At 42.2% G+C, this 24,400-nt stretch carries 22 protein-coding genes; all 22 read left to right on the top strand.

The genetic code is table 11. From position 1 onward, the window contains the following. Positions 1-27: 27 nt before the first annotated feature. Entirely contained in the window at positions 28-1,173 is a 1,146-nt protein-coding gene (locus BrL25_RS01825) for a protein-glutamate methylesterase/protein-glutamine glutaminase (protein WP_018670842.1), read from the top strand. Positions 1,174-1,192: 19 nt separating this feature from the next. Continuing rightward, the gene (locus BrL25_RS01820; RefSeq protein WP_018670843.1) at positions 1,193-3,250 is read left to right on the top strand and encodes a chemotaxis protein CheA; all 2,058 of its coding nucleotides are present in this window, start codon (positions 1,193-1,195) and stop codon (positions 3,248-3,250) included. Between the two features lie 16 nt (positions 3,251-3,266). Beyond that, positions 3,267-3,743: a chemotaxis protein CheW gene (locus BrL25_RS01815; RefSeq protein ID WP_018670844.1), complete on the top strand. Its 477-nt coding sequence runs from the start codon at positions 3,267-3,269 to the stop codon at positions 3,741-3,743. 3 nt (positions 3,744-3,746) lie between these two features. Further along, positions 3,747-4,382, top strand: a complete 636-nt coding sequence (locus BrL25_RS01810) for a chemotaxis protein CheC (RefSeq protein ID WP_018670845.1) — start codon at positions 3,747-3,749, stop codon at positions 4,380-4,382. Further along, positions 4,369-4,854, top strand: coding sequence for a chemotaxis protein CheD (locus BrL25_RS01805; protein WP_018670846.1), 486 nt, complete (start codon positions 4,369-4,371; stop codon positions 4,852-4,854). The genes BrL25_RS01810 and BrL25_RS01805 overlap by 14 nt, the downstream gene beginning before the upstream one ends. Before the next feature lie 2 nt (positions 4,855-4,856). Further along, on the top strand, positions 4,857-5,258 hold the full coding sequence (locus BrL25_RS01800; protein WP_018670847.1) for a hypothetical protein: 402 nt from the start codon (positions 4,857-4,859) through the stop codon (positions 5,256-5,258). Between the two features lie 18 nt (positions 5,259-5,276). Then, positions 5,277-6,068 (top strand): FliA/WhiG family RNA polymerase sigma factor, encoded by a 792-nt coding sequence (locus BrL25_RS01795; protein ID WP_018670848.1) that lies wholly within the window; start codon positions 5,277-5,279, stop codon positions 6,066-6,068. A gap of 43 nt (positions 6,069-6,111) precedes the next feature. Continuing rightward, positions 6,112-7,509, top strand: a complete 1,398-nt coding sequence (locus BrL25_RS01790; protein WP_018670849.1) for a FapA family protein — start codon at positions 6,112-6,114, stop codon at positions 7,507-7,509. 18 nt (positions 7,510-7,527) lie between these two features. Then, positions 7,528-7,857, top strand: a complete 330-nt coding sequence (locus BrL25_RS01785) for a hypothetical protein (protein WP_018670850.1) — start codon at positions 7,528-7,530, stop codon at positions 7,855-7,857. 23 nt (positions 7,858-7,880) lie between these two features. Next, positions 7,881-8,480, top strand: coding sequence for a DUF6115 domain-containing protein (locus BrL25_RS01780; RefSeq protein ID WP_018670851.1), 600 nt, complete (start codon positions 7,881-7,883; stop codon positions 8,478-8,480). A gap of 1 nt (position 8,481) precedes the next feature. Then, the gene (locus tag BrL25_RS01775) at positions 8,482-9,270 is read left to right on the top strand and encodes a hypothetical protein (protein ID WP_018670852.1); all 789 of its coding nucleotides are present in this window, start codon (positions 8,482-8,484) and stop codon (positions 9,268-9,270) included. A 295-nt stretch (positions 9,271-9,565) separates the two neighbouring features. Then, positions 9,566-10,270, top strand: coding sequence for a 30S ribosomal protein S2 (rpsB, locus tag BrL25_RS01770; RefSeq protein WP_018670853.1), 705 nt, complete (start codon positions 9,566-9,568; stop codon positions 10,268-10,270). 142 nt (positions 10,271-10,412) lie between these two features. Continuing rightward, the gene (gene tsf / locus BrL25_RS01765; RefSeq protein ID WP_018670854.1) at positions 10,413-11,297 is read left to right on the top strand and encodes a translation elongation factor Ts; all 885 of its coding nucleotides are present in this window, start codon (positions 10,413-10,415) and stop codon (positions 11,295-11,297) included. A gap of 90 nt (positions 11,298-11,387) precedes the next feature. Next, the gene (gene pyrH, locus BrL25_RS01760) at positions 11,388-12,113 is read left to right on the top strand and encodes a UMP kinase (protein WP_018670855.1); all 726 of its coding nucleotides are present in this window, start codon (positions 11,388-11,390) and stop codon (positions 12,111-12,113) included. Then, entirely contained in the window at positions 12,114-12,671 is a 558-nt protein-coding gene (frr, locus tag BrL25_RS01755) for a ribosome recycling factor (protein ID WP_018670856.1), read from the top strand. A 71-nt stretch (positions 12,672-12,742) separates the two neighbouring features. Then, positions 12,743-13,513: an undecaprenyl pyrophosphate synthase gene (locus tag BrL25_RS01750; RefSeq protein ID WP_026315091.1), complete on the top strand. Its 771-nt coding sequence runs from the start codon at positions 12,743-12,745 to the stop codon at positions 13,511-13,513. Between the two features lie 18 nt (positions 13,514-13,531). Beyond that, the gene (locus tag BrL25_RS01745; protein WP_018670858.1) at positions 13,532-14,380 is read left to right on the top strand and encodes a phosphatidate cytidylyltransferase; all 849 of its coding nucleotides are present in this window, start codon (positions 13,532-13,534) and stop codon (positions 14,378-14,380) included. A gap of 40 nt (positions 14,381-14,420) precedes the next feature. After that, complete coding sequence (locus BrL25_RS01740) at positions 14,421-15,572, top strand: 1-deoxy-D-xylulose-5-phosphate reductoisomerase (protein ID WP_026315092.1); 1,152 nt, start codon at positions 14,421-14,423, stop codon at positions 15,570-15,572. 145 nt (positions 15,573-15,717) lie between these two features. Further along, positions 15,718-16,977, top strand: a complete 1,260-nt coding sequence (rseP, locus tag BrL25_RS01735; RefSeq protein WP_018670860.1) for an RIP metalloprotease RseP — start codon at positions 15,718-15,720, stop codon at positions 16,975-16,977. Between the two features lie 40 nt (positions 16,978-17,017). Beyond that, complete coding sequence (gene ispG, locus BrL25_RS01730) at positions 17,018-18,082, top strand: flavodoxin-dependent (E)-4-hydroxy-3-methylbut-2-enyl-diphosphate synthase (protein ID WP_018670861.1); 1,065 nt, start codon at positions 17,018-17,020, stop codon at positions 18,080-18,082. A gap of 32 nt (positions 18,083-18,114) precedes the next feature. Continuing rightward, positions 18,115-19,830: a proline--tRNA ligase gene (locus BrL25_RS01725; protein WP_018670862.1), complete on the top strand. Its 1,716-nt coding sequence runs from the start codon at positions 18,115-18,117 to the stop codon at positions 19,828-19,830. 164 nt (positions 19,831-19,994) lie between these two features. Beyond that, positions 19,995-24,311 (top strand): PolC-type DNA polymerase III, encoded by a 4,317-nt coding sequence (locus BrL25_RS01720; RefSeq protein ID WP_018670863.1) that lies wholly within the window; start codon positions 19,995-19,997, stop codon positions 24,309-24,311. The last annotated feature ends 89 nt before the right edge of the window (positions 24,312-24,400 follow it).

Genomic DNA, 24,400 nt, shown 5'->3' with positions numbered 1-24,400 from the left:
TTGAAGTGACTAGAAGGGAGCGGTAACATGACGAAAATCAAAGTAATAGTGGCAGACGATTCCGCTTTCATGCGCAAGGTCATTTCTGACATTTTGACAAACGATCCTACCATTGAAGTGGTGGCTCGTGCTCGAAATGGAATGGAATGCTTAGAAAAAGTAAAGGAACTACAACCAGATGTGGTTACACTTGACGTGGAAATGCCTATCTTGGATGGACTTGCAACATTAGAGAGACTGATGGTAGAGCATCCTTTGCCTGTTGTCATGTTGAGTAGTTTGACTAAAGAAGGAGCGGATGCCACTTTAAAAGCGCTGGAGTTAGGTGCTTTTGACTTTATTGGCAAACCCTCTGGGCCTATTTCCTTAGATATTCATAAAGTTGGTACACAGCTTGTCGAAATCGTGAAGGAAGCTGCGGCAGCAAAGGGGCGTATCAGGCATAAACAAATAGCTCCAATGGCTAGAGCTCCTGTTAAAAAACCACTGATAGAGCCAAAGAAGAAGCTACTTCAAACAGAAAAGACGAGTGAGCACCTCCCAACTCCTACGAAAGAAAGTATGGGATTGCAACATACGGAATTGCCGGATAAGTCGGGGACGAAAGTTGTGTTTTTGGGAACTTCAACAGGAGGACCTCGTGCTTTGCAAACTTTGTTAACTCAGATACCTGCTTTTTTTCCAGCACCGATATTAATCGTGCAGCACATGCCACCTGGATTTACAAAAAGTTTAGCCCAACGTCTAGATAGTTTGTGCCAAATCACAGTAAAGGAAGCAAGTGATGGGGAAGAAGTGAAGGCAGGTATAGCTTATATTGCACCGGGGGGCTATCATATGGAAGCTACGCAACCATCCGGTGGAAAAATCATCATTACATTACATCAAGAAGCGCCACGTGGCGGTCACCGTCCGTCCGTTGACGTTTTGTTTGAATCAGCGAGCAAACTTACGCATACAAGGCAGTGGGCGGTCATTTTGACTGGAATGGGAGCTGATGGAACAGCGGGCCTACGACAGATGAAGGAAGCTCATCACGTCGTAGGATTGATAGAAGATCAGAGTAGTTGTGTCGTGTTCGGAATGCCACGTGCAGCCATTCAAGCTGGATTAGCGGATCATATCGTTCCACTGGACCACATGGCGGAGACGTTAGTTCGACTCGTAACATGATGGGGGAGGTTATATATACATGGATATGAATCAATATCTTGATATGTTTATTGAAGAGTCCAAGGAACATTTGCAGGCGATTAACTCCAATCTGTTGTCTCTGGAGACCGATCCGCATGACATTGGAATCGTTAATGAAATCTTTCGTTCAGCCCATACCTTAAAAGGAATGGCAGCAACGATGGGCTTTGAAGATTTAGCCAGCCTAACACATGAAATGGAAAACGTACTTGATTTGATTCGTAATCAGAAGCTAATGATTACAAGCGACATTATGGACGTTATTTTCAAAAGTGTCGATATCATGGAAGGTATGGTTCAAAACATCATGGAAGGTGGAGATGGTGCTGCTGACGTTAGCGCGTTAGTAGGAGTTCTCCGTTCAATTGTGGCGGGAGATTTTAACGAATCATCCCCTGAGCCTACCGATACAATGGCTGAAGGTACCGATTCTGATTCTGAAACGAATGACCAAGTGGAAGAAGTGCAAACCGAAACACGTGATTATCAGCTGGATGATTATGCGATCACGATTATGCGTCAATCGCAGGAAACAGGGAACAATTTGTACTGGATTCGTGTAAGCCTGCAAGCGGAATGTGTACTAAAAGCAGCTCGTGCTTATATGGTGTTTGACCAATTTGACACCCATGGAGAAGTGATCAAGTCAACTCCTTCTGTAGAAGAGATTGAAAACGAGAAATTTGATAAATCCTTTGAGGTTGTTTATATCACTTCAAAATCTTTAGAAGAGATCCATAAAGCAATTAGCAACATCTCTGAAATCGAGGAGGTATTGATTGAAGAGATTGACTTGGCAGATGGTGAAAAGGAAGTGGCTGTGGCAGCTCCTGTCAAAGAAGTCGCTAAGCCTGAACAAGAGCAAAAGCCAGCAACTCCGGCTACACCGGTTAAAAAACCTGCTGCTAGCAAAACCATCCGTGTCGATATTGAACGTCTAGACATCTTAATGAATTTGTTTAGCGAACTAGTTATCGACCGCGGACGTTTAGAGCAGTTAGCAAGAGAAATCGGTAAAACAGAACTACATGAGACAGTTGAACATATGAGTCGGATTAGCGGGGATTTACAAAATATCATCCTAACCATGCGTATGGTTCCAGTAGAGCAGGTATTCAACCGCTTCCCTCGGATGGTTCGAGATTTGGCTAAAGAATTAAACAAGAAGGTAAACCTAGAGATTTTCGGGGCTGAAACAGAGCTAGATCGAACAGTAATTGATGAGATTGGCGATCCGCTCGTTCACCTATTGCGTAACTCTATTGACCATGGTTTAGAGTCTCCTGAGAAGCGTAAACAATCTGGCAAGCCAGAAGAGGGTGTTGTTCAGCTAAAAGCGTATCATAGCGGTAACCACGTCTTTATTGAAGTACGTGACGATGGAGCCGGTATTGATAAGGATAAAGTACGTAACAAAGCGATTAGCCGTGGAGTAGTAAGTGCTGCTGTTGCGGAAACAATGGCGGATAGACAGATATACGAACTTTTATTCTCCTCAGGATTTAGTACTGCTGACGTAGTATCTGACATTTCAGGACGCGGTGTAGGTCTTGATGTTGTTAAAACCAAGATTGAATCGTTGGGTGGCTCCGTGTCAGTGGATTCAGCGTTAAATGAAGGCTCCGTTTTCCGTATTCAGCTACCGTTGACTCTTTCTATTATCTCTGCAATGCTGGTTCAGGTTGAGAATGAAAAGTATGCGGTTCCGTTAAGCTCCATTATTGAGACTGCTGTCTTCAAGAAAAGCGAAATCATGATGGCTCATCGTCAACAAGTAATTGACTTCCGAGGGCGCATTGTACCTCTTGTGTCTCTTCAAGAAATTTTCCAAATTCCTACGAGCGGAAAAGCACGTGAGGATGAGGTAGCTGTCGTTATTGTTCGCAAAGGGGAAAAAATGGCTGGTTTAGTTGTTGATTCCTTTATTGGACAACAAGAAATCGTACTGAAATCGCTAGGCAAGTATCTAGTAAATGTCTTTGCTATTTCGGGAGCAACGATATTAGGCGATGGACAGGTCGCATTAATTCTCGATTGTAATGCCCTAATTAAGTAGGTAGGAGGTCATGAGTATGTTGGATATGAAAGCAGCATCTGAAGAAGTGAAAGTAATTATTTTTCGTTTGGTAGACGAAGAGTACGGTGTAGAGGTTCAACAGGTGAAATCGATTGAGAAGCTGGAGCATATTACCCGAGTACCACGTACACCTGAATTTGTAAAGGGTGTTATCAATTTGCGTGGTGTGGTTACTCCAATTATTGATTTACGTAGTCGTTTTCAATTGGCAGAAACAGAATGCACGGAAGCTACGCGGGTGATCATCGTAGCTGTAGACGAACTGGAAGTTGGACTTATTGTTGATTCCGCAAACGACGTGGTTGATATTCCCGTTAATGCAATCGAACCGCCACCAGCCGTGGTTGGCGGAGTAGAAGCAACCTATTTACGTGGTGTGGCTAAATTAGAAAAACGTCTACTAATCTTATTAAATCTGGATAAAGTGTTGAGCACAGAAGAGATTAAACAATTGGATTCGTTTGAGGTTTAGTCTATGACTCATATTAAGAAATTAGGCGAATTTCAATTAGATGTGCTACGTGAAGTAGGCAATATTGGGGCTGGTCATGCTACCACGGCACTTTCGCAATTGATTCAAAAAGAAATCGACATGACCGTTCCACAAGTCAAAATCATCTCTTTCCAGGAAATTGCTGATTTCCTGGGTGGAGATGAAGTGGTGGTAATCGCAGTCTTTTTGCGTGTGGAAGGTGATTGCCCTGGAAATATGTTTTTTATTATAGATATTCCTTCCGCTAAAAATTTGTTGCAGCACCTGCTTGGTATTGTACCGCAAGAAGAGCAAGAAGAGGTTTTTAGTGAGATGGAAATATCTGCTTTGCATGAGATCGGTAACATTATGGCGGGCTCTTATCTGTCATCATTAGCCGATTTTACGAAGCTTAATATGCAACCGACCGTACCTGCTCTTGCGATTGATATGGCAGGCGCTCTATTGAGTTATGGACTTATTGAACTAGGTCGGGCTGGTGATTTTGCTTTAACGATTGACACAGCTTTTATGGAAGGTAACGAAAAAATGCAAGGTCACTTTTTCCTCATCCCAGATCCGGATTCATTTGCAACATTATTCCAAGCATTAGGGGTCCCGTTAGATGGAAATTATTAAAGTTGGAATGGCAGACGTAGGAGTAGCTAGTGCCCCCGACCATATTCGTACGACAGGCTTAGGTTCTTGTGTCGGGGTTGTACTATATGATCGTATTAGTAAGATTGCGGGAATGGCACATGTCATGTTACCGGATTCAAGCCTAGGGAAAAATACAGAGACCAATCATTTGAAATATGCTGATACAGCAATTCCTGAATTAATTGAACGAATGAAGAAGTTGGGAGCGCAAAGTCGTTATATGACAGCTAAGCTGGCTGGAGGATCCCAAATGTTTACCTTTCTTTCTACCAACGACGCAATGAGAATTGGTCCTCGGAATGTGGAAGCTTGTAAGGTAGCTTTAAAACAATTCGCCATTCAGATAATTGCAGAAGACACTGGTGGAAATTGTGGACGAACTATTGAAGTTGATGCGGAAACTGGATTATTGCAGATCCGGACCGTAAATCAAGGGACTAAGGAAGTATAACCATGAACCAAACCGTGAAAAGAAGTCTTTGGTTAGGATGCATTGCATTTCTACTAACGTTTTTGGCAGCCGTTACTGGCAATTTGTTCGTTGTATCGTTTTATCGTGGAGTTATGGCTTTTCTTGTCGTATTTATAATCGCTTTTCTTGTTCTGATGGTATTATCATTTCTTTTTCCAAAAGAGGATGCAACCGAGCTAGAGAATAATGATGGTGATGAAGACGTAGACGTAGAAACAGTCAGGGAAGAGCAAGAAGACGCTCTAGTTCCAGGGGAAACAAATGAATCTCTGGAACCAGAAGATGAGTTTATTCCATTAACAGCACAGCGTGTACAAGATGAATCTGCAGAGCATGACCCAAAATTAATTGCCCAAACGTTAAGAAGATTTACTGATGAGTAAAAGGCAGGTGATTAAACCATGGCTCGCGTATATAATCAAGAGAAGGTAACAAAAGAATTTGATAAATGGATGGAATGGAAAGAAAACGGGAGTCGAGAAGCGGAAATAGAACTGGTGGAAAAATTTTTGCCGCTAGTAAATAAAGTGGCAATGCGTCTTTCCATTGGTTTGCCTAACAACGTGGATAAGGATGATCTCATCAGCTATGGTCGATTCGGGTTGCTTGATGCTTTAAACAAGTTTGATTATAAACGGGGCTTGCAATTTGAAACGTATGCCATGTGGAGAATTCGTGGAGCCATGATTGATGGTTTACGTGAAAATGATTGGATTCCTCGCACGGTACGGGATAAGGCAAAAAAAATCGAAGAAGCATATACATATTTAGAGCAAAATCTGTTACGTTCTCCCACTGAGAAGGAAGTAAGTGTTCATTTGGGAATAACGGAAAAAGAAGTTCAGCAGGTGATGTATGATACCTCGCTATCCAGTATGTTGTCGATTGACGAAGCAGTAGGTGATGAAGATGAACAGAAAATTGCTCGTCATGCTTATTTAATAGATGATCTTATGCCAAGTCCTGAAAACGTCGCCCAAATGCAGAATTTGAAGGAAGTTCTAACCCAAGCCATTGATAAACTGCCAGAAAAAGAACGCCTCGTTGTTTCACTTTTTTACTTTGAAGAGTTAACTCTGTCTGAAATCGCTGAGGTCATGAGCTTATCCCCTTCACGTATTTCCCAGTTGCATTCCAAAGCGATTTTTCGTCTGCGCAACACGTTGGCAAAATGGAGATCGCAATTGATGTAGAAAACTGGTGGCGCAAAAAAGCGCAGAAAAAGGGGGGTTTTACGTGAATCAAATTGCCGATTACGCGGATATTCACATTTCATCTGACAAACTTATTGCTGAGATTACTTTAAAAGCAGCTAGTGATGTCCCGCTAAAAGAGGAAGACTTGATTCGATTTTGTGAAACAAAAGGTGTGAGATTTGGACTAATAGAAAATCATGTACGTGCCATCTGTTCTACCCCATCTCAATATGTAAATATTCCTCTCAGCATTGCTAAAGGACAGGAGTCGATATCGGGTAAAGATGGTAGCATTCGTTATCTATTTCAAGATGAGTCAGCAGAGAGAACTTCCCCCAAAATGCTTGAAGATGGACGAGTGGATTATTATTCCGTTCTCAACATTGCTAATGTGACACGTGGTCAGCTTTTAGCTGAAAAGATTATGGCAACACCGGGAGTACCAGGTAGAACTGTTACAGGCGAAGTGATCCCACCAAAGCCTGGTAAAGAAGCAATATTAAAATCAGGTAAAGGGATTGTGTTAAATGAAGAACGAACATTGGCATACGCTGTTATAGACGGTCAAGTATCGGTGGACAATGATAAGATTCATGTGTTCCCTGTCTATGAAGTCAATGGAGACGTTGATTTCAGCGTAGGTAATATTGAATTTGTAGGAACTGTTGTTATTCGTGGTCATGTGCCAACTGGCTTTACGATAAAAGCCACAGGTGATATTCGAATCTATGGAAGTGTTGAGGGAGCGGAGCTTATTGCAGAAGGCTCCATTGATATTAAAAACGGTATAGCTGGTCAGGATAAGGGACGAGTTCAGGCAGGAAATAACGTGACGACTTCCTATATTCAAAATGGGAATGTAACCGCTGGGAATAACGTTTTCGTTAAACAAAGCATCATGTTTTCACACGTAAAGGCTGGGAAGCAGGTGGTTTGTAAAGGAACCAAAGGAATTATTATTGGTGGGGTCATTCAGGCAGGCGAGAAGATTATTGCACAAGTAGTTGGCAATATGAGTTCCACGCCAACCAGCCTTGAAGTGGGTGCTAAACCTCAATCCCGCGATCAAGTCAGCCAAATTAAAAAGAAATTAACCGACCTTCATGATCAGAAGCGCAAGGCGGATCAAGGGCTACAGGTATTGATGCAGATGATGCAAGCCTATGGAGATTTGCCTGCTGACAAGAAGGCGTTACAGATTAAATTGAACAATACCAAACTGGTATTGGATAAAGAAATAAAAGCGTTAGAAGAAGAAAAACGAGCGCTTGAGGCAGAACTGGAACAAGAGATGCCTTCCTACATTGAGGTGTCTCAGTTAATTTTCCCAGGAGCAAAACTGGTTTTTGGTAAGCATGTGCGTTTTATTAAACAGGAGTTTAGCCGTACTCGATTTCTAGTTTTGGATGGAGAGATTTCTACTTCCACTCTCATTTAGAAAAGGAGAGAAATGCTGATGAGTTTTAAAGCACTCGAATTGCAGCATGCTATTCCAAGGACTCAAGAGATAGGTAGATGGCAAGAACAACTGCAACAGCGGGCTGCAGCTGAGCAACAGCAAATTAAGGAAGAGCAGAAGAGGTTAGCTGAAGCCAAACGAAATAAAACGGAGAATGTGCATAAATCAGAACAACAGCAAGTTAAAAATAAACAAGAAGAGTCTGCAAAGAAACATGGAGGAGAACATGGACAAATGCAAGAGGGATCAGTAGAAGGAGAAATGAAAGCGCAAACCCATCCGTCGCCTGATCCAATCCGTGGTCATCATATTGATATTTCTTTGTAACTATTCTAACTAGGTGAAAGCAAATGACTCAATTGTTATATATACTACTAGGGATTGGCCTAATCGCAATCATGCTTTCAGGCCTCTCCCTTTGGTTGTCTAAAAGAAAACGTCAAGAATGGATAGGTTCTGATGCAAATTCTTCGATGCAGCATTCAGAGCTCAACAGCCTGGATCGCACTAGCATGGAGACAACTCTTAAACGCTTTGTTCAACAAGTAAAAAGGGAAAATGAAGAAATAGCTGAAAATTTGCATGCAAAGATTGAGCAAGTAAGAAAAAGTCAGCAGGAAGTAGTAGCTTCTACTACACAATATGAACAAAAAAACCGTTCTCTACAGCTGGAAATTGAAAAACTACATCATCAATTCATGGAGTTGCAAAAATCCCACGCTTTATTAAAAAAGGGAGTAGAGCAATCTCAAATGTTGAGTCAAGCTAGTGTGAACCAACAACCAGAGATTTCTCAAGACGTGTTGGCATTAAAAGATCGGTACCAGCGAGTGTTTGAATTAGTACAACAAGGGCTCACTACTCCTGAGATCGCTAAAAAGCTTGGAGCAGGTCATGGGGAGATTGAATTAATTTTAACGCTTGCCGAGCCGATTGAAAGAGAGGCCTGACATGAAAACGAGAATCGGGTGGATGGGTTTTGGACTAGGGATCGGGGTCGTATTCTCTGCTTTATTTCTTCTAGTTTTTGGGCAAAAGGCGATTAGCATGGATGAACTAAAGCAAATTGCTACTACTCAAGGTTGGGTAGTTCTTTCGAAAGAAGAATTTCAAAGCATGCAAGTACAGGTGCCTCCGAAAGGACAGCCACAAGCAACTCCAAATACCAGTAACGAAAAACAAAGCGGACAACCAGCTACCTCTGCCTCAAACGGACAGAAGCAATCAGAGAAAAAGCCTGATACTGTTCCAACAGCAAATAGTGAGAAAAAGAAGCTAGCTTCTGAACTTGATAATGAAGCAACGAAAGCTTCTCGATCAGCGACAGAGAAGCAAAAAACTAATGATTTGTCCAGCAAAGATCAAAAGAAGACAGAACAATCTGCCGAGAAATCAGATAAGAAAACGAAAGAAAACGAGAAAGCTACTCAGTCTGCTAAAAGTTCATCATCTACGACACAACCCCAATCGAAGGATGCTTCTAATCAGAATCCTACTCGCAGCTCTCAGGAAACCACTGAGCCATCCACGCCCACTACAGGTGTAAAGGAGTCTGTGAAAAAGCAGGAGCAGCCGATAGAGCAAACGACGAATAATAAATCGGAAGTGGAGAAAAAGGATACGCCAGATAAGTCAACAGAGAAACAAAAAGAGAACACAGATATAACGCCACCAGTTCCTCCGACTCCTCCTGAGCCGCCTAAAACTCCTGTAGCTGATTCCATATCCGATCATAAGTAAGCGACAGATGAAAGTATGAGTACCATAGTAATTTTACTGTAAAGCAGGCTTATTGATCATATGTTGTTCAAATTTTGGATAAAATGGATATGGTTAGGTGAAAATAACAGTAGATTGAAGCAACTTTTCTAACACTCTTTATTGCATTTGTTATTTTGATATGATATAGTTTTCTTCGGTGTTAAATACACACGCAGGCTAATTTCGGCAACGGTGCTACCATTTGGTAGTTTTGCTTGAAAAATGAGGTCCGCGGAGGTTGACACAAAAAACCAAACTAGAGGAGGTGTGAAATATGGCGGTAATCTCTATGAAACAACTTCTTGAGGCTGGTGTTCACTTCGGTCACCAAACTCGTCGTTGGAACCCAAAAATGGATCGCTATATCTTCACTGAACGTAACGGAATTTACATCATCGACTTGCAAAAGACGGTGAAAAAGGTAGAAGAGGCTTACAACTTCATGCGCGAAGTTGCTGCTAACGAAGGTAAAGTACTTTTCGTTGGAACTAAAAAACAAGCGCAAGAATCTGTTAAAGAAGAAGCTGAACGTACTGGTCACTACTACATTAACCAACGTTGGTTGGGTGGTACATTGACTAACTTCGAAACTATTCAAAAACGTACTGCTCGTCTTGCTCAACTAAAACGTATGCAAGAAGATGGTACTTTCGATGTTCTTCCTAAAAAAGAAGTTATCGTATTGAACAAAGAAATGGATCGCCTAGAGAAATTCTTGGGCGGTATTGCGCACATGAAAGAATTACCAGACGCATTGTTCGTAATCGACCCTCGCAAAGAGCGTATCGCTGTTGCAGAAGCTCGTAAATTGGGTATCCCAATCGTAGCGATCGTTGATACTAACTGCGATCCAGATGAAATCGACTATGTGATTCCTGGTAACGATGACGCTATCCGTGCTGTTAAACTATTAACTGGCAAGATGGCTGACGCTCTGTCTGAAGGAAACCAAGGCGGAGAGCAAACAACCACGGCGTAATGAATGAGGGTGGACTGAGGGTTTTCAGAACCCCGTCCACCTTTTTCTACGAATACAATAGTATCTCCCGACGAAGAGTTTCACACATTACATACGTAGGCAATAAGATGCTTGCGGATTAGTTGAAGGAGGATGTAATTCAATGGCAATTACGGCACAAACAGTTAAAGAATTGCGCGAAAGAACAGGCGCAGGTATGATGGACTGCAAACGCGCACTAGAAGAAGTAAATGGTGATATCGAAAAAGCGATTGACCTACTTCGTGAAAAAGGTATCGCAAAAGCTGCGAAAAAGTCCGGACGTATCGCTGCTGAAGGTTTAACTGGATTCGCAGTAAACGGAAATATTGGTACAGTAGTAGAAGTTAACTGTGAGACGGACTTCGTTGCTAAAAACCCTGAGTTCCAACAACTAGTTAAAGATATTGCTGAACACGTAGTAAACGCTCGCCCGGCTACTGTTGAAGAAGCTTTGACTCAAGCTTTCCAAGGTGGAGAAGATTTGGGTACAACAATTAACGCGAAAATCGCAACAATTGGTGAAAACATCAGCTTCCGTCGTTTTGAAATCCTTGAAAAAGCTGACAACGGCGTTTTTGGTGGATACCTACACATGGGTGGAAAAATCGGTGCGTTGGTAGCTTTAAATGACTCTGACAATGAAGCTTTGGCAAAAGACCTAGCAATGCACGCAGCAGCTTCTAGCCCACGTTTTGGCGTGAGAGAAGAAGTTTCTCAAGACGTGATTGATCGTGAGCGTGAAGTATTGAAAAACCAAGCGCTGTCTGAAGGCAAACCTGCTAACATCGTAGACAAAATGGTGGAAGGCCGTATGGCAAAATTCTTCGAAGAATACTGCTTGGTTGAGCAACCATTTGTTAAAGATCCAGACAAACGCGTTTCTCAATTGTTGAAAGAAGTAGGAGCTAGCTTCAAAGGCTTCGCTCGCTTCCAAGTTGGGGAAGGTATTGAAAAGAAACAAGAAGATTTTGCTGCTGAAGTAATGGCGCAAGTGAATAAGCAATAAGATGAAAATAGGGAACACCGCTGTGTTCCCTATTTTTAAAGAAAGACAGGAAATAAGAGCAATACGAAATGAAAATGGAGGTCTTTTCGCATGCCAGACGCTGCATATAAACGAGTCATACTAAAGCTGAGTGGAGAGGCACTAGCTGGGGAACTAGGGTATGGAATCGACCCAAAAGTTATCGCTTCGATTGCAAATCAAATAAAGGAAATCGTAGAGCTTGGTGTAGAAGTAGCCGTAGTAGTAGGTGGTGGAAACATCTGGAGAGGACTTTCGGGAAGCTCCAAAGGAATGGATCGTGCAACAGCTGACTACATGGGCATGCTTGCAACCGTTATGAACGCGCTTGCGATGCAAGATGGGTTAGAACAAGTTGGCGTACCTACCCGTGTTCAAACTTCTATTGAAATGCGTCAAGTAGCTGAGCCATACATTCGTAGAAAGGCTATTCGTCACTTAGAAAAGAGTCGAGTTGTCATTTTCGCGGCGGGAACAGGTAACCCGTACTTCTCCACCGATACTACAGCAGCATTGCGTGCTGCCGAGATCGAAGCAGAGGTTATCCTGATGGCAAAAAATAAAGTGGACGGTGTTTATACGGCTGATCCAAGCATTGACGAAAGCGCTACAAAATACGATAACCTAACTTTCCTTGAAGTTTTAAACAAAGGCTTGGGCGTGATGGATTCTACCGCTTCCAGTCTGTGCATGGATAATCATATACCACTTATTGTTTTTGCCATAACGGAAGAGGGCAACATTCGTCGGGCCGTCATGGGAGAAAAAATTGGGACTATAGTAAAGGGGGATGCTTAAATGCCACAAAACATCTTAAAGGATATGGAAGATCGCATGAGCAAGGCGATTCATACATTAAAAAAGGACCTAGCGACATTGCGAGCAGGTCGTGCAACTCCAGCTATGTTAGATAAAATCGTGGTGGATTACTATGGAACACCGACACCAATCAATCAATTGGCTAACGTAGTTGCTCCAGAACCGCGTATGTTGCAAGTTCAGCCTTGGGATAAGAATGCCCTAAAGGATATCGATAAAGCAATCATGCAATCTGATATCGGACTTACGCCAACCAATGATGGTTCGGTCATTCGTATTGCAGTTCCACCACTTACAGAAGAACGCCGTCGTGACTTAGTGAAAGTTGCAAGCAAGAGTGGTGAAGATGCAAAAGTAGCAATTCGTAACGTACGTCGCGATGCAAATGAAGGTATTAAAAAGTTGGAAAAAGCGGCTTCTATTTCTGAGGATGAATCCCGCGGTCATCAAGAAACGGTTCAAAAAACAACCGATAGGTTTATTGCGGAAGTTGACAAAATCGTAAAAGATAAAGAGAAGGACATTCTCGAGGTATAATGTGAGAAAATGTTCCCCCTCTCTGAAGAGGGGGAGCTATGTCTATGTCTCTCTTTTTGGGGGAAACCTGTATGTTAGAACGGTTAGGGAAAATGTTTAGCGGTAGGCAGGAAGAACGTAAAGACAATACGTTTGATCAAGCAGGAATCATTCCGCACCATGTAGCAGTCATTATGGACGGTAATGGACGATGGGCTAAAAAACGTAATTTACCGCGTGTTGCTGGACACCATCAGGGAATGAAAACCGTAAAAGATGTGGTGAAAGCAGCTGATGAAATCGGTGTAGGTGTATTAACTATGTACGCCTTCTCTACAGAGAATTGGAAACGTCCTAAGGACGAAGTTGAATTTCTAATGAAACTCCCACAGGAGTTCTTGTCGACTGAATTGGTAGAATTAGTCGAACGAAATGTAAGAATACGCATGATAGGTTCTCGAGAAGGATTGCCTTCTCATACTCTAAAGGCTTTGATTGAAGCAGAGGAAAAAACAAAAAACAATACTGGATTACAACTTAATTTTGCCCTTAATTATGGAGGGCGTGATGAAATTTTAAAAGCGACAAAAGAGATTGCTCAATTGATCGCTCAAGGCAAGTTAACACCTGAACAAATTGATGAGGAAACAATTGCCTCACATTTATATACACAAGGAATTCCCGAACCTGATTTGTTAATTCGCACGAGCGGAGAAATTCGTATTAGCAATTTTATGTTATGGCAGCTAGCTTATACGGAATTTTGGTTCACGGATGTGTATTGGCCCGATTTTTCCAGAGAGTATTTCGTGCAGGCGATTGCTGAATACCAAGGTCGAGCTCGTCGATATGGCGCAGTTTGATCTGGAGAGGTGGAACAAGTGAAGGAACGGATAATTACCGGATTACTTGGGGGTGTTGGTTTTCTAACCCTAGTATATCTGGGAGGGATTTGGTACTCATCCCTTGTATTACTTATGGCCTTCATCGGCCTTTTTGAATTTTTACGCATGGCCAACATAAAGCCATTTAGTTTTCCAGGTATCCTAGGCTATGTCATTTTAATAAGTGCTTGGCAACCAGATCTCACAGCTTTATTTTTCCCAGTACTCGGGTTTTTGAAGGTAAGTGATTTTGGTGCAATCACAGTAGAATGGAGTCAAATTCTTCTTCTACCGTTATTTTTGTTGCTATTTTATACTGTACTTAGCAAAAATCGATTTCATATTGAACATGCCGCTCTGGTATTACTCGGAGCGTTATACATAGGATATGGTTTTCATTACGTTGCCGTGGCTCGTGGGGGCGTAGGTCTAGCTGGATTTTGGCTCACTATTATCATTTTGTTATCTGTATGGTCAACGGATTCTGGAGCCTATTTTGCAGGCAAAGCATTGGGGAAACGCAAATTATGGCCAGATATTAGTCCAAATAAAACGGTAGAGGGAGCGCTTGGAGGTTTCCTTGCCTCCCTTGTAGTTGTCGGTGTAATCGATGCTTTATTGATTTTTTTGCAAGTACCAGGAGCTCTTCCATGGGGACAAGCTTTGGCAATTGCAGCAATTACAGGTATTGTCGGTCCGCTGGGAGATTTAGTAGAATCAGCTTACAAGCGTCATTTCGCAGTGAAGGATTCAGGCCATATTCTTCCAGGGCACGGTGGCATCCTCGATCGTTTTGATAGTATGCTAATTGTGTTTCCAGTACTGTACTTGTTTGGCTTGTTTTAAGTAAAAGTTCTTAGACAATAGGGGTTTTGAGGTGAAATGGGTGAAGAACATATCGCTGTTAGGTTCTACCGGTTCGATCGGGACAAGTACCATGGAAGTAGTGAAACAGCACCCCGATCAATTTAATATCGTAGCAATGGCAGCCGGTCATAACATTGACTTATTGGAAGAACAAGCTTTGTATGCTAAACCGGAACTGATTTCCGTAGGGACAGAAGAGCTCGCACGAGAATTATCGAAACGTCTAGCTGGAGTTTTATCTGTAGAGATTGTGTACGGACTAGATGGCTTGATTGAGGTAGCAACACATCCACAAGCATCGTTTGTGATGTCAGCAGTAGTAGGTAGTGTAGGAGTTAAACCAACTCTGGCTGCTATTGAACGTGGCAAAACCATTGGACTTGCTAATAAGGAAACCTTGGTAAGTGCAGGACACTTAGTCATGGAGGCTGCTCAAAAGCATCAGGCGACGATTGTTCCTGTTGACAGTGAGCATTCTGCCATTTTTCAGGCTCTAAATGGTGAAAATCGACAGGATGTTTCTAAACTAATTATTACAGCTTCAGGAGGATCACTCCGACATCTGTCTCGGGATGAGTTAGCTCATGTTACTCGTGAAGATGCTTTGCGACATCCCAATTGGAGTATGGGAGCTAAAATAACAATTGATTCGGCTACCATGATGAATAAAGGATTTGAAGTATTAGAGGCTCATTGGCTATTCGGCATGCCATATGAGCAGATAGAGACAATTCTTCACTATGAAAGTATTATACATTCTATGGTAGAATACAAAGATAAGGCCGTGATAGCACAATTGGGAACACCGGATATGAAGGTTCCAATTCAGTATGCTCTAACCTATCCAAGTCGGTGGCCGTTACCGACTGAGGCTTTGGACCTCGTTACATGCGGTACGCTTCATTTTAAAGAGATGGATTTCACCCGCTATCCACTCTTAAAACTAGCGTATGATTGCGGTAAGGTTGGTGGTACACTGCCCGCTGTTCTAAATGCGGCCAATGAAGTAGCAGTTTCGCGTTTTTTGCAAGATGAACTAACAATTGTTGGAATTGAAGATGTCGTTCATCAGGTATGTGCACTGCACCAAACAAGTCTACATCCTACCTTAGAAGAGATTGATGAAGTTGATGCATGGGCACGACATACTGCACGAAACTGGGGCAAGTAAGAGTTGAAGAAACAAGCGAAAAGCTTTGCCAGAGACAGGGTACTGATTAGACGCTATAACTACATATAGTAGAGTAGTGGTCCTGTTTCGATAGAACGGGTGAGTGCTTCTCAATCACGAATTAGAAGGAAAGGTGGCTATATCTATGCAAATGCCTCCCGTACAGATTGGTTTTGGATCGGTAATCGCTTTCGTGGTTATTTTTGGATTGTTGGTCTTTTTCCATGAAATGGGCCATTTTTTGTTAGCAAAACGGGCAGGTATTTTATGCCGCGAGTTCGCGCTAGGAATGGGACCAAAAATGTTTAGCTTTAAAAAAGGCGAGACAGAATATACACTGCGTTGGTTACCTATCGGTGGTATGGTACGAATGGCTGGTGAAGACCCTGAGATGGAAGTATTGCAACCGCATATGGAAGTCGGGGTTCTGTTTAATCAAGCTAATCAGGTTTCTCACATTTATGTTACTCCAAATGATATCCCCGATCATGCAACTATAGGTAATGTGGTCCGCTATGATCTTGAACATGATTTGATCATGACATTGGATATACAGGGAGAAGCGAAGACATTTGCTGTTGATCCTCAGACGATGTTGGTGATCGAAGGTAAGGAAGTACAGATCGCCCCTTTTAATCGCCAATTTAAAGGGAAAACATTATGGCAACGTTTCTTGGCTATTTTTGCTGGACCTGCTGCTAACTTCATTTTAGCTTTTGCTATATTTGTGGTGGGTGGTTTATTCTTCGGAGCTCCGACAAAAGATGCTGTTTTAGGCCAAGTTATTCCAGATGGACCTGCTTATCAGGCTGGGTTGAAACAGGGAGATCGCATTCTCAGCATCGATGGTACAGCAATAAATGAATGGAACCAATTTGTGGGAGTAGTTAATGCATCCCCTAATAAAAAAATTGAAATGAAGATCAATAGGGATGGGCAAGACATTGTCGTACCTGTACAGGTAAATGAACAAGGTAAAATAATGGTTGGTGCTGGTGTCAAGAAAGAGTTTGGATTAGCGATTAAGCATGGCTATGACCAAACAATTTTTTGGACTAAAACAATCTTCACCAATCTGTCTCAGCTCTTTACGGGACATGTAAGTGTGAAAGATTTGAGTGGACCAGCAGGTATCTTTACAATGACAAGCCAATTTGCGCAAAGTGGTCTTGCGGCACTCTTTACATGGACAGCACTTTTGAGTATTAACCTTGGCATTTTTAACCTGCTTCCAATCCCTGCCCTAGATGGTGGACGCATTGTGTTCATTGCGATTGAGGCACTGCGTGGCAAACCGATCGATCCTAACAAAGAAGGCATGGTTCACTTTGTTGGTTTTGCTTTATTGATGATGCTAATTCTAGTTGTGACTTGGAATGATATACAACGACTCTTTTTACAGTAATTCATCTGTAGAGAGAGACAGATAAAGGAGTGTGCTTACTTTGTTTAAGCGCGAGGAGACCAAACCGGTATTTGTAGGCGGAGTCCAAATTGGGGGACAGAAAAGTGTGGTTATCCAATCTATGACCACCGCTGATACGCGTGATGTAGAAGCTACGCTCAAACAGATAGAGCAATTACATGAAGCTGGGTGCCAAATTGTTCGCTTAGCGGTTGTTAATGAAGATGCTGCCAAAGCAATCAAGCAAATTAAAGAACGTTCACCATTGCCGTTAGTAGCTGATATTCATTTTGACTATCGATTAGCGCTTACAGCATTGGAAAGTGGAATTGATAAAATCCGAATTAATCCAGGGAATATTGGTAATCGGAAACGAACACAGGCAGTAGTCGATGCTTGCCGTGAACGAAATGTTCCTATTCGTATTGGTGTAAACTCAGGTTCAGTAGAAAAACGTTTACTAGACAAATACGGATATCCAAGTCCGGAAGCGATCGTGGAATCAGCCATGAACCACGTCGAGATTCTGGAAGACCTAAACTATGATAATATTACGATCTCACTAAAATCTTCAGATGTTCCAACCATGATTCAGACCTATTCGTTAATGGCAGAACGTCGTCCTTATCCGTTACATGTAGGGGTAACAGAAGCAGGTACGCAATTCTCTGGTAGCATTAAATCTGCTGTAGGAATTGGTACGGTTTTATCCATGGGCATCGGTGACACAATCCGTGTATCACTCACGGCTGATCCTGTTGAAGAAATTAAGGTAGCGAAACAGATTTTGCGCAGTCTAGATATCGTCAATAATGATCCAGTTGTTATTGCTTGCCCATCTTGTGGTCGTTGTGCTATTGATCTGATCGGGTTGGCAACTAAGGTGGAAGACGCAGTCAGCACATTGAAAAAACCATTGAAGGTGGCTGTTATGGGCTGTGCAGTTAACGGACCAGGTGAAGCACGTGAAGCCGATGTGGGTGTTGCTGGTGGTAATGGAGAGGGTCTAATCTTCCGCAACGGTGAAATCATCCGTAAAGTAAAAGAAGACGAACTTTTTGAAGAGTTAATGAAAGAGATTAACACAATCATGGAAGAAGAATAGAACGTGTTGATTTGATCAAAGGAGGAACTTGTGTGTTAAGGCAAAGCCAATTACTAATCCCTACTTTACGCGAGGTACCAGCAGACGCAGAAATTGCCAGTCATAAACTGTTGTTGCGTGCTGGTCTTGCAAGACAGTTAGCTTCCGGTATTTATACATTTATGCCGATTGCTCTGCGTGTCCTCCATAAAATTCAAAACATCGTGCGTGAAGAAATGAATAACGCAGGTGCACAAGAGATTTTAATGCCAACGATTCAACCAGCGGAAATTTGGGAGAAAAGTGGTCGGTGGGACCATTATGGTCCTGAATTGATGCGCTTACGTGATCGCCATGATCGTCGTTTTGCTTTAGGACCAACTCATGAAGAGGTTGTAGCTACCCTAGTAGCTAGCGAAATCAATTCCTATAAAAAATTGCCAATTAACCTGTATCAAATTCAAACAAAATTCCGCGATGAGGTACGTCCGCGTTTTGGATTGATACGTTGTCGAGAATTTATGATGAAGGATGCTTATTCTTTTGATAAAACTCAAGAAGGTTTGGATAAGAGCTTTGATGATATGTTCCATGCGTACCACCGTATTTTCACTCGTGTTGGACTTAACTATCGTGCGGTAGAAGCCGACGCGGGTTCTATTGGTGGAACAGGGACTTACGAATTTATGGCGCTGTGTGAAATCGGGGAAGATACGATTGCTTATTCTACAGAAGGCGATTATGCAGCTAATCTGGAGAAAGCGGAAGTTTTGTATAACGGACCAACTTCTGTAGAAGTAGACGTGGCTCCATTAGAAAAAATCCACACACCAAACACCAGAACCATTGAACAATTAAAAGAAAGTCTGGGTATTGAAGGCAAAGACATCGTGAAAAGCTTAGCTTACATGGTGGATGATCAGTTTGTACTCGTTTTGATTCGTGGGGATCATGAATTGAATGAAGTGAAGCTAAAAAATATGTTTGACGCGATTGATATACGCATGGCGACAGAAACAGAAATCACTGAGAAGCTAGGTGCTCCAGTCGGTTTTATTGGTCCTGTTGGTGCTGGTGAGAAAAAGATTGAGGTAGTAGCAGACAATTACGTTCAAGAGGTAGCTAGTGCTATTGTTGGAGCAAACGAAGTAGATTACCATTTGAAGAACGCGCAATATGGACGCGATTATCAGGTGTCTCGTTTTGCTGATCTGCGAAATATTCAGGAGGGTGATGTTTGCCCACGTACACAAGCTCCAATCGCCTTCGCCCGTGGTGTAGAAGTAGGTCACGTATTTAAGTTGGGTACAAAATACTCAGAGCCAATCGGAGCTACCTTCCTAGATGAGAATGGTCGTGAACAAACGATGATCATGGGATGTTACGGTATTGGTGTATCTCGTACACTGGCTGCTGTCATTGAACAAAACAATGACGAGAATGGTATTATCTGGCCAGTATCTGTTGCTCCATATCATGCACATGTAATTCCGATTAATGTAAAATCGGATCAACAGCGTGAAATGAGTGAAGAGATTACAGCAGCATTGCAAGCTGCAGGAGTAGAAGTGTTGTACGATGACCGTACGGAACGTGCCGGTGTGAAGTTTAAGGATGCCGATTTACTTGGTTTACCACTTCGAATTACGGTTTCCGATAAATTAGAACCAGGTACAGTGGAAGTTCGCGTAAGACGTACGGGTGAAGCTACTGTGGTAGCTGTGAGCGAACTTATCCCTTATGTAAAAGAACAGCTAGCAAATCTGTAAGAGTTAGATATCAAAAGGAATGCAGGATTTGCTTTGGATTTTGTAGAAAAGAAAAAGGTACCCCAGATCAGCAAGGGGTACCTTTTCTATGTAGATATTACCTTTGGTTCTGCCTAGTATTTTATCGTAAGGTAGAGAAGGAGAAAAGCGAGAGGTGAGAAAAGTTGGATCTATTAACAGAACAAAAACATAGATTTTCTCTGCTCCTCAAGCAATTAGAGGTTCCCCAAGAGATGGTTGAGCGGTATTTTACCGAGGGGTATATTGAGAAGCTAGAAGTATATAAACAAACTAAGGAATGGATTTTTCATTTCACATTTGAAAAAATGATGCCAGTTGATATATATCGTGCGTTTACCAAACGATTGCAACAAACATTTGCACACTTAGCCAAGGTTGATGCGATTTTTCGTTATTCCTTACAGCCGCCCGTACATATTGTGGTGGAAGAATACTGGGATTACTTGTTGAACGACCCAGATGCTCATTTGCAAACATTGGTAGGAACCCTAAAAACAGGACGAATGGAGACAGCGGGGGACCAGGTAAAGCTATTGTTACCAACTGAAATGGCAGTAGATATTATGAAATCGAAAAAAGCAGATGAACAACTGACGGAAGCATTTTGGAAGATTGCTCAGGTACGCCCGCGTTTTCTATTCCAAGCAGAAGAAAACGATGAGGCTATGCAGGCTTTTATTGAGCAACGTAAAGAAGAGGAACGAGCGTTGGTTAAAAATGTAATGACTCAGCAAGCTCAGGCTGAGAAAGAGCGTCAGAATGGACAAGAGGCTGAAGCGATTACTACTGTTACCATTGGATATGACATTAAGGAGGAACCTGTACCTATCTGTGAGATTCAAGAGGAAGAGAGACGAATTACGATTCAGGGTACAGTCTTTAATGTAGAAATTAAAGAATTAAAAAGCGGACGCCATATCTTAACATTCCATATGACAGATTATACTGATTCGCTGACCGTCAAAATCTTTTCGCGTGATAAGGAAGATGTTAAAGTACTAGAGGCGATTAAAGACGGTATGTGGATTAAAGCACGCGGTAGCGTCCAGCATGATACCTTTATGCGTGAGCTGGTTATGATGGCAAATGATATCAACCAGATTGAACAGCAAGGACGCAAGGACCGAGCAGAGGAGAAACGGGTTGAGTTACACGCCCATACTCCTATGAGCATGTTGGACGGAGTCGTTTCCGTGAAATCTTACATTACGCAAGCTGCTAAATGGGGACATAAAGCTGTGACAATAACCGACCATGGTGTCGTACAGGCATTCCCTGAGGCTTATGGCGTAGCCAAAAAGAACGGTATCAAATGTATCTTAGGTTTAGAAGCCTATGTAGTGGAAGATGGCATTAATATTGTATATAACTTGGATCGTGGAGCAACAAATTATGCTATCGATGAGAAGACCCCCTATGTCGTATTTGATACAGAGACAACGGGATTGAATGCGAATGAACATACTATTATTGAAATTGCAGCTGTAAAAATGATAGGTTCAGAAATCATTGAAGAATGGACAGAATTAATTGATCCTGGTATTTTGGTTGGCCCCAAAACCACGGAGATTACAGGGATCACAAACGAGATGCTACGGGGAAAACAGAAGCTAGACGTTGTCTTGCGCCGCTTTAAAGAATTTGCTGGAGATTCTATTCTTGTTGCCCACAATGCCGAATTTGACCAAGCATTTATTAATGCATGTGCCATTCGAGTGGGTATGGAACCGTGGACAAATTCATTCTTAGACACTTTGCCACTCGCACGTATGATGTATTCAGGCATGCGTAATTATCGTTTAGGAACTTTAGCGAAACGTTTTAATGTTGAATTGATCAATGCTCACCGGGCATTGGACGACACCGTCGCACTGGCAAAAGTATTCCAGCTCATGTTAAAAGACGTGAAGGAAGCTGAGATCAAAACACTTTCAGAACTAAATGAGCGAAGCAATGCTCAGGCAGATTATAAGAGTACTCGTCCATTCCATGCTACGATATTAGTGAAGAACAAGGAAGGCTTAAAAAATCTGTATAAGCTGGTGTCTATCTCGCATACGGAAACCTTTTTCCGTGTACCACGTATTATGCGTAGCCAGATTACGAAATATCGGGAAGGCTTGTTGATTGGAACGGCGTGTAAAGAAGGAGAGCTGTTCCAAGGTATTCTACGTGGTAAGCCAGAACAGGAATTGGAAGAGATTGCTAGATTTTATGATTATATCGAGTTGCAACCCCTCGAGCATTACAAACCATTATTGCGTAATGAGACGATTCCAAACACGGACGTGGTGAAGACATATCATGAAACATTGATACGTATTGCTGACCATTTAGAGCGACCTGTTGTAGCTACGGGTGATGTTCATTTTCTGCACCCTCGAGATCATACGTTCCGTGAAGTATTCTTGTTATCAAAAGGAGACCAAGATGCTAACGACCAACCTCCACTATATTTCATGACCACTGAGGAGATGTTGGAGGCATTCTCTTACTTGGGTGAACAAAAGGCTAAAGAAATTGTTATAGACAATACAAATGCCATTGCTGACATGATTGATGAAGTTAGCCCGATCCCAGACCGTTTGTATACCCCTGTCATCGAAGGGGCAGATGAAGAACTACGTGATATGTGCTATAACAAAGCAAAGCGAATCTATGGTGATCCGTTACCAGAGATCGTTGAAAAACGCTTAGAAAAAGAATTGACAAGTATCATTAAACACGGATTTGGCGTTATTTATCTTATTTCACAGCGCTTGGTGACAAAATCACTTAGCGACGGCTATTTAGTAGGTTCCCGGGGATCGGTAGGCTCTTCTTTTGTAGCAACTATGTCCGATATCACAGAGGTTAATCCACTACCACCGCACTATGTTTGCCCGAGCTGTCAGCATAGCGAGTTTATTATGGACGGTTCCATTGGTTCTGGGTTCGACTTAAAGGACAAGGATTGTGAGAAATGTGGTACTAGATATACGAAAGATGGCCAAGATATTCCGTTCGAAACCTTCCTTGGATTTAAAGGAGATAAGGTTCCCGATATCGATTTAAATTTCTCTGGTGACTATCAACCAAGGGCTCATAAATATACGCAAGATCTATTTGGTGTCGATAATGTTTTTCGTGCAGGGACGATAGGTACGGTTGCGGAAAAGACAGCGTATGGCTATGTTCGGAAATGGGCGGAAGAGCGCAAGCTAATGCTGCGCGGAGCAGAAATCGCACGATTGGTAAATGGTTGTACGGGTGCAAAGCGGACTACTGGACAGCATCCAGGGGGAATTATTGTGTTGCCTGACTATATGGATATGGAGGATTTTTGTCCTATTCAATTCCCTGCTGATGATGTTAAATCTGAATGGCGAACAACGCATTTTGACTTCCATTCCATCCATGACAATTTATTAAAGCTAGATATTCTTGGTCACGACGATCCGACCGTTATCCGGATGCTACAGGATTTGACGGGATTAGACCCAAAACAAATCCCGTTGGACGATCCAAAAACGATGTCTATCTTTAGCTCAACAGAATCGATAGGTGTAACGGCTGATCAAATCCGTACAAATATGGGCACATTAGGGATTCCGGAATTTGGTACTAAATTCGTTCGTCAGATGTTAGAAGATACAAAACCAACCACCTTTGCTGAATTAGTACAGATTTCTGGTCTCTCTCATGGAACTGACGTATGGCTAAACAATGCCCAGGAATTGATACGTAATCAGACATGTAAGCTTTCTGAAGTTATTGGTTGTCGTGACGATATCATGGTATATCTGATTTATAAAGGATTGGAACCATCACAAGCCTTTAAAATAATGGAATCAGTGCGTAAAGGAAAAGGTGTAAGCGAGGAAGACCAAGAGGAAATGCGAAATCATGATGTGCCTGAATGGTACATAGGCTCTTGCCAACGGATTAAGTATATGTTCCCAAAAGCGCATGCGACTGCTTATGTAATGATGGCGGTTCGGATCGCTTATTGTAAGGTACATTATCCATTGGAATTTTACGCTACGTATTTCACAGTTCGTGCTGATGATTTCGATATTCCATTGATGGTACAAGGATCGGCAGCTATTCGTCAACGGATTGAAGAGATTGAGGAAAAAGGTCACGATGCCCAACCGAAAGAAAAATCCTTACTGACTGTACTAGAGATGGCATTGGAAATGGTAGAGCGAGGCTTTAGCTTTACCAATGTGGATCTATATCGTTCAGATGCTGAGAAATTCCTGATTGATGGAAATAAACTAATCGCACCGTTTAATGCGATTCCAGGATTAGGAACTAACGCAGCAATCAGTATTGTAGAAGCACGTGAACAGGGCGAATTTTTATCAAAAGAAGACCTGCTTAGTCGTTCCAAGATTTCTAAAACAATTTTGGAGTATCTGGACGAACAGGGAGCACTACAAGGTATGCCAGAATCAAATCAATTGTCCTTGTTTTAGCGGTTTGAGAGCATAGCAAATTTTACTAGATAATACTTTTGAAATGGCAACTTTAACGATATATACATCTATCATTACATTATACTTTT

This window comes from Brevibacillus laterosporus DSM 25 (assembly GCF_002706795.1).
GTDB lineage: Bacteria > Bacillota > Bacilli > Brevibacillales > Brevibacillaceae > Brevibacillus_B > Brevibacillus_B laterosporus.
This window is presented reverse-complemented; position numbering and strand designations above follow the sequence as displayed.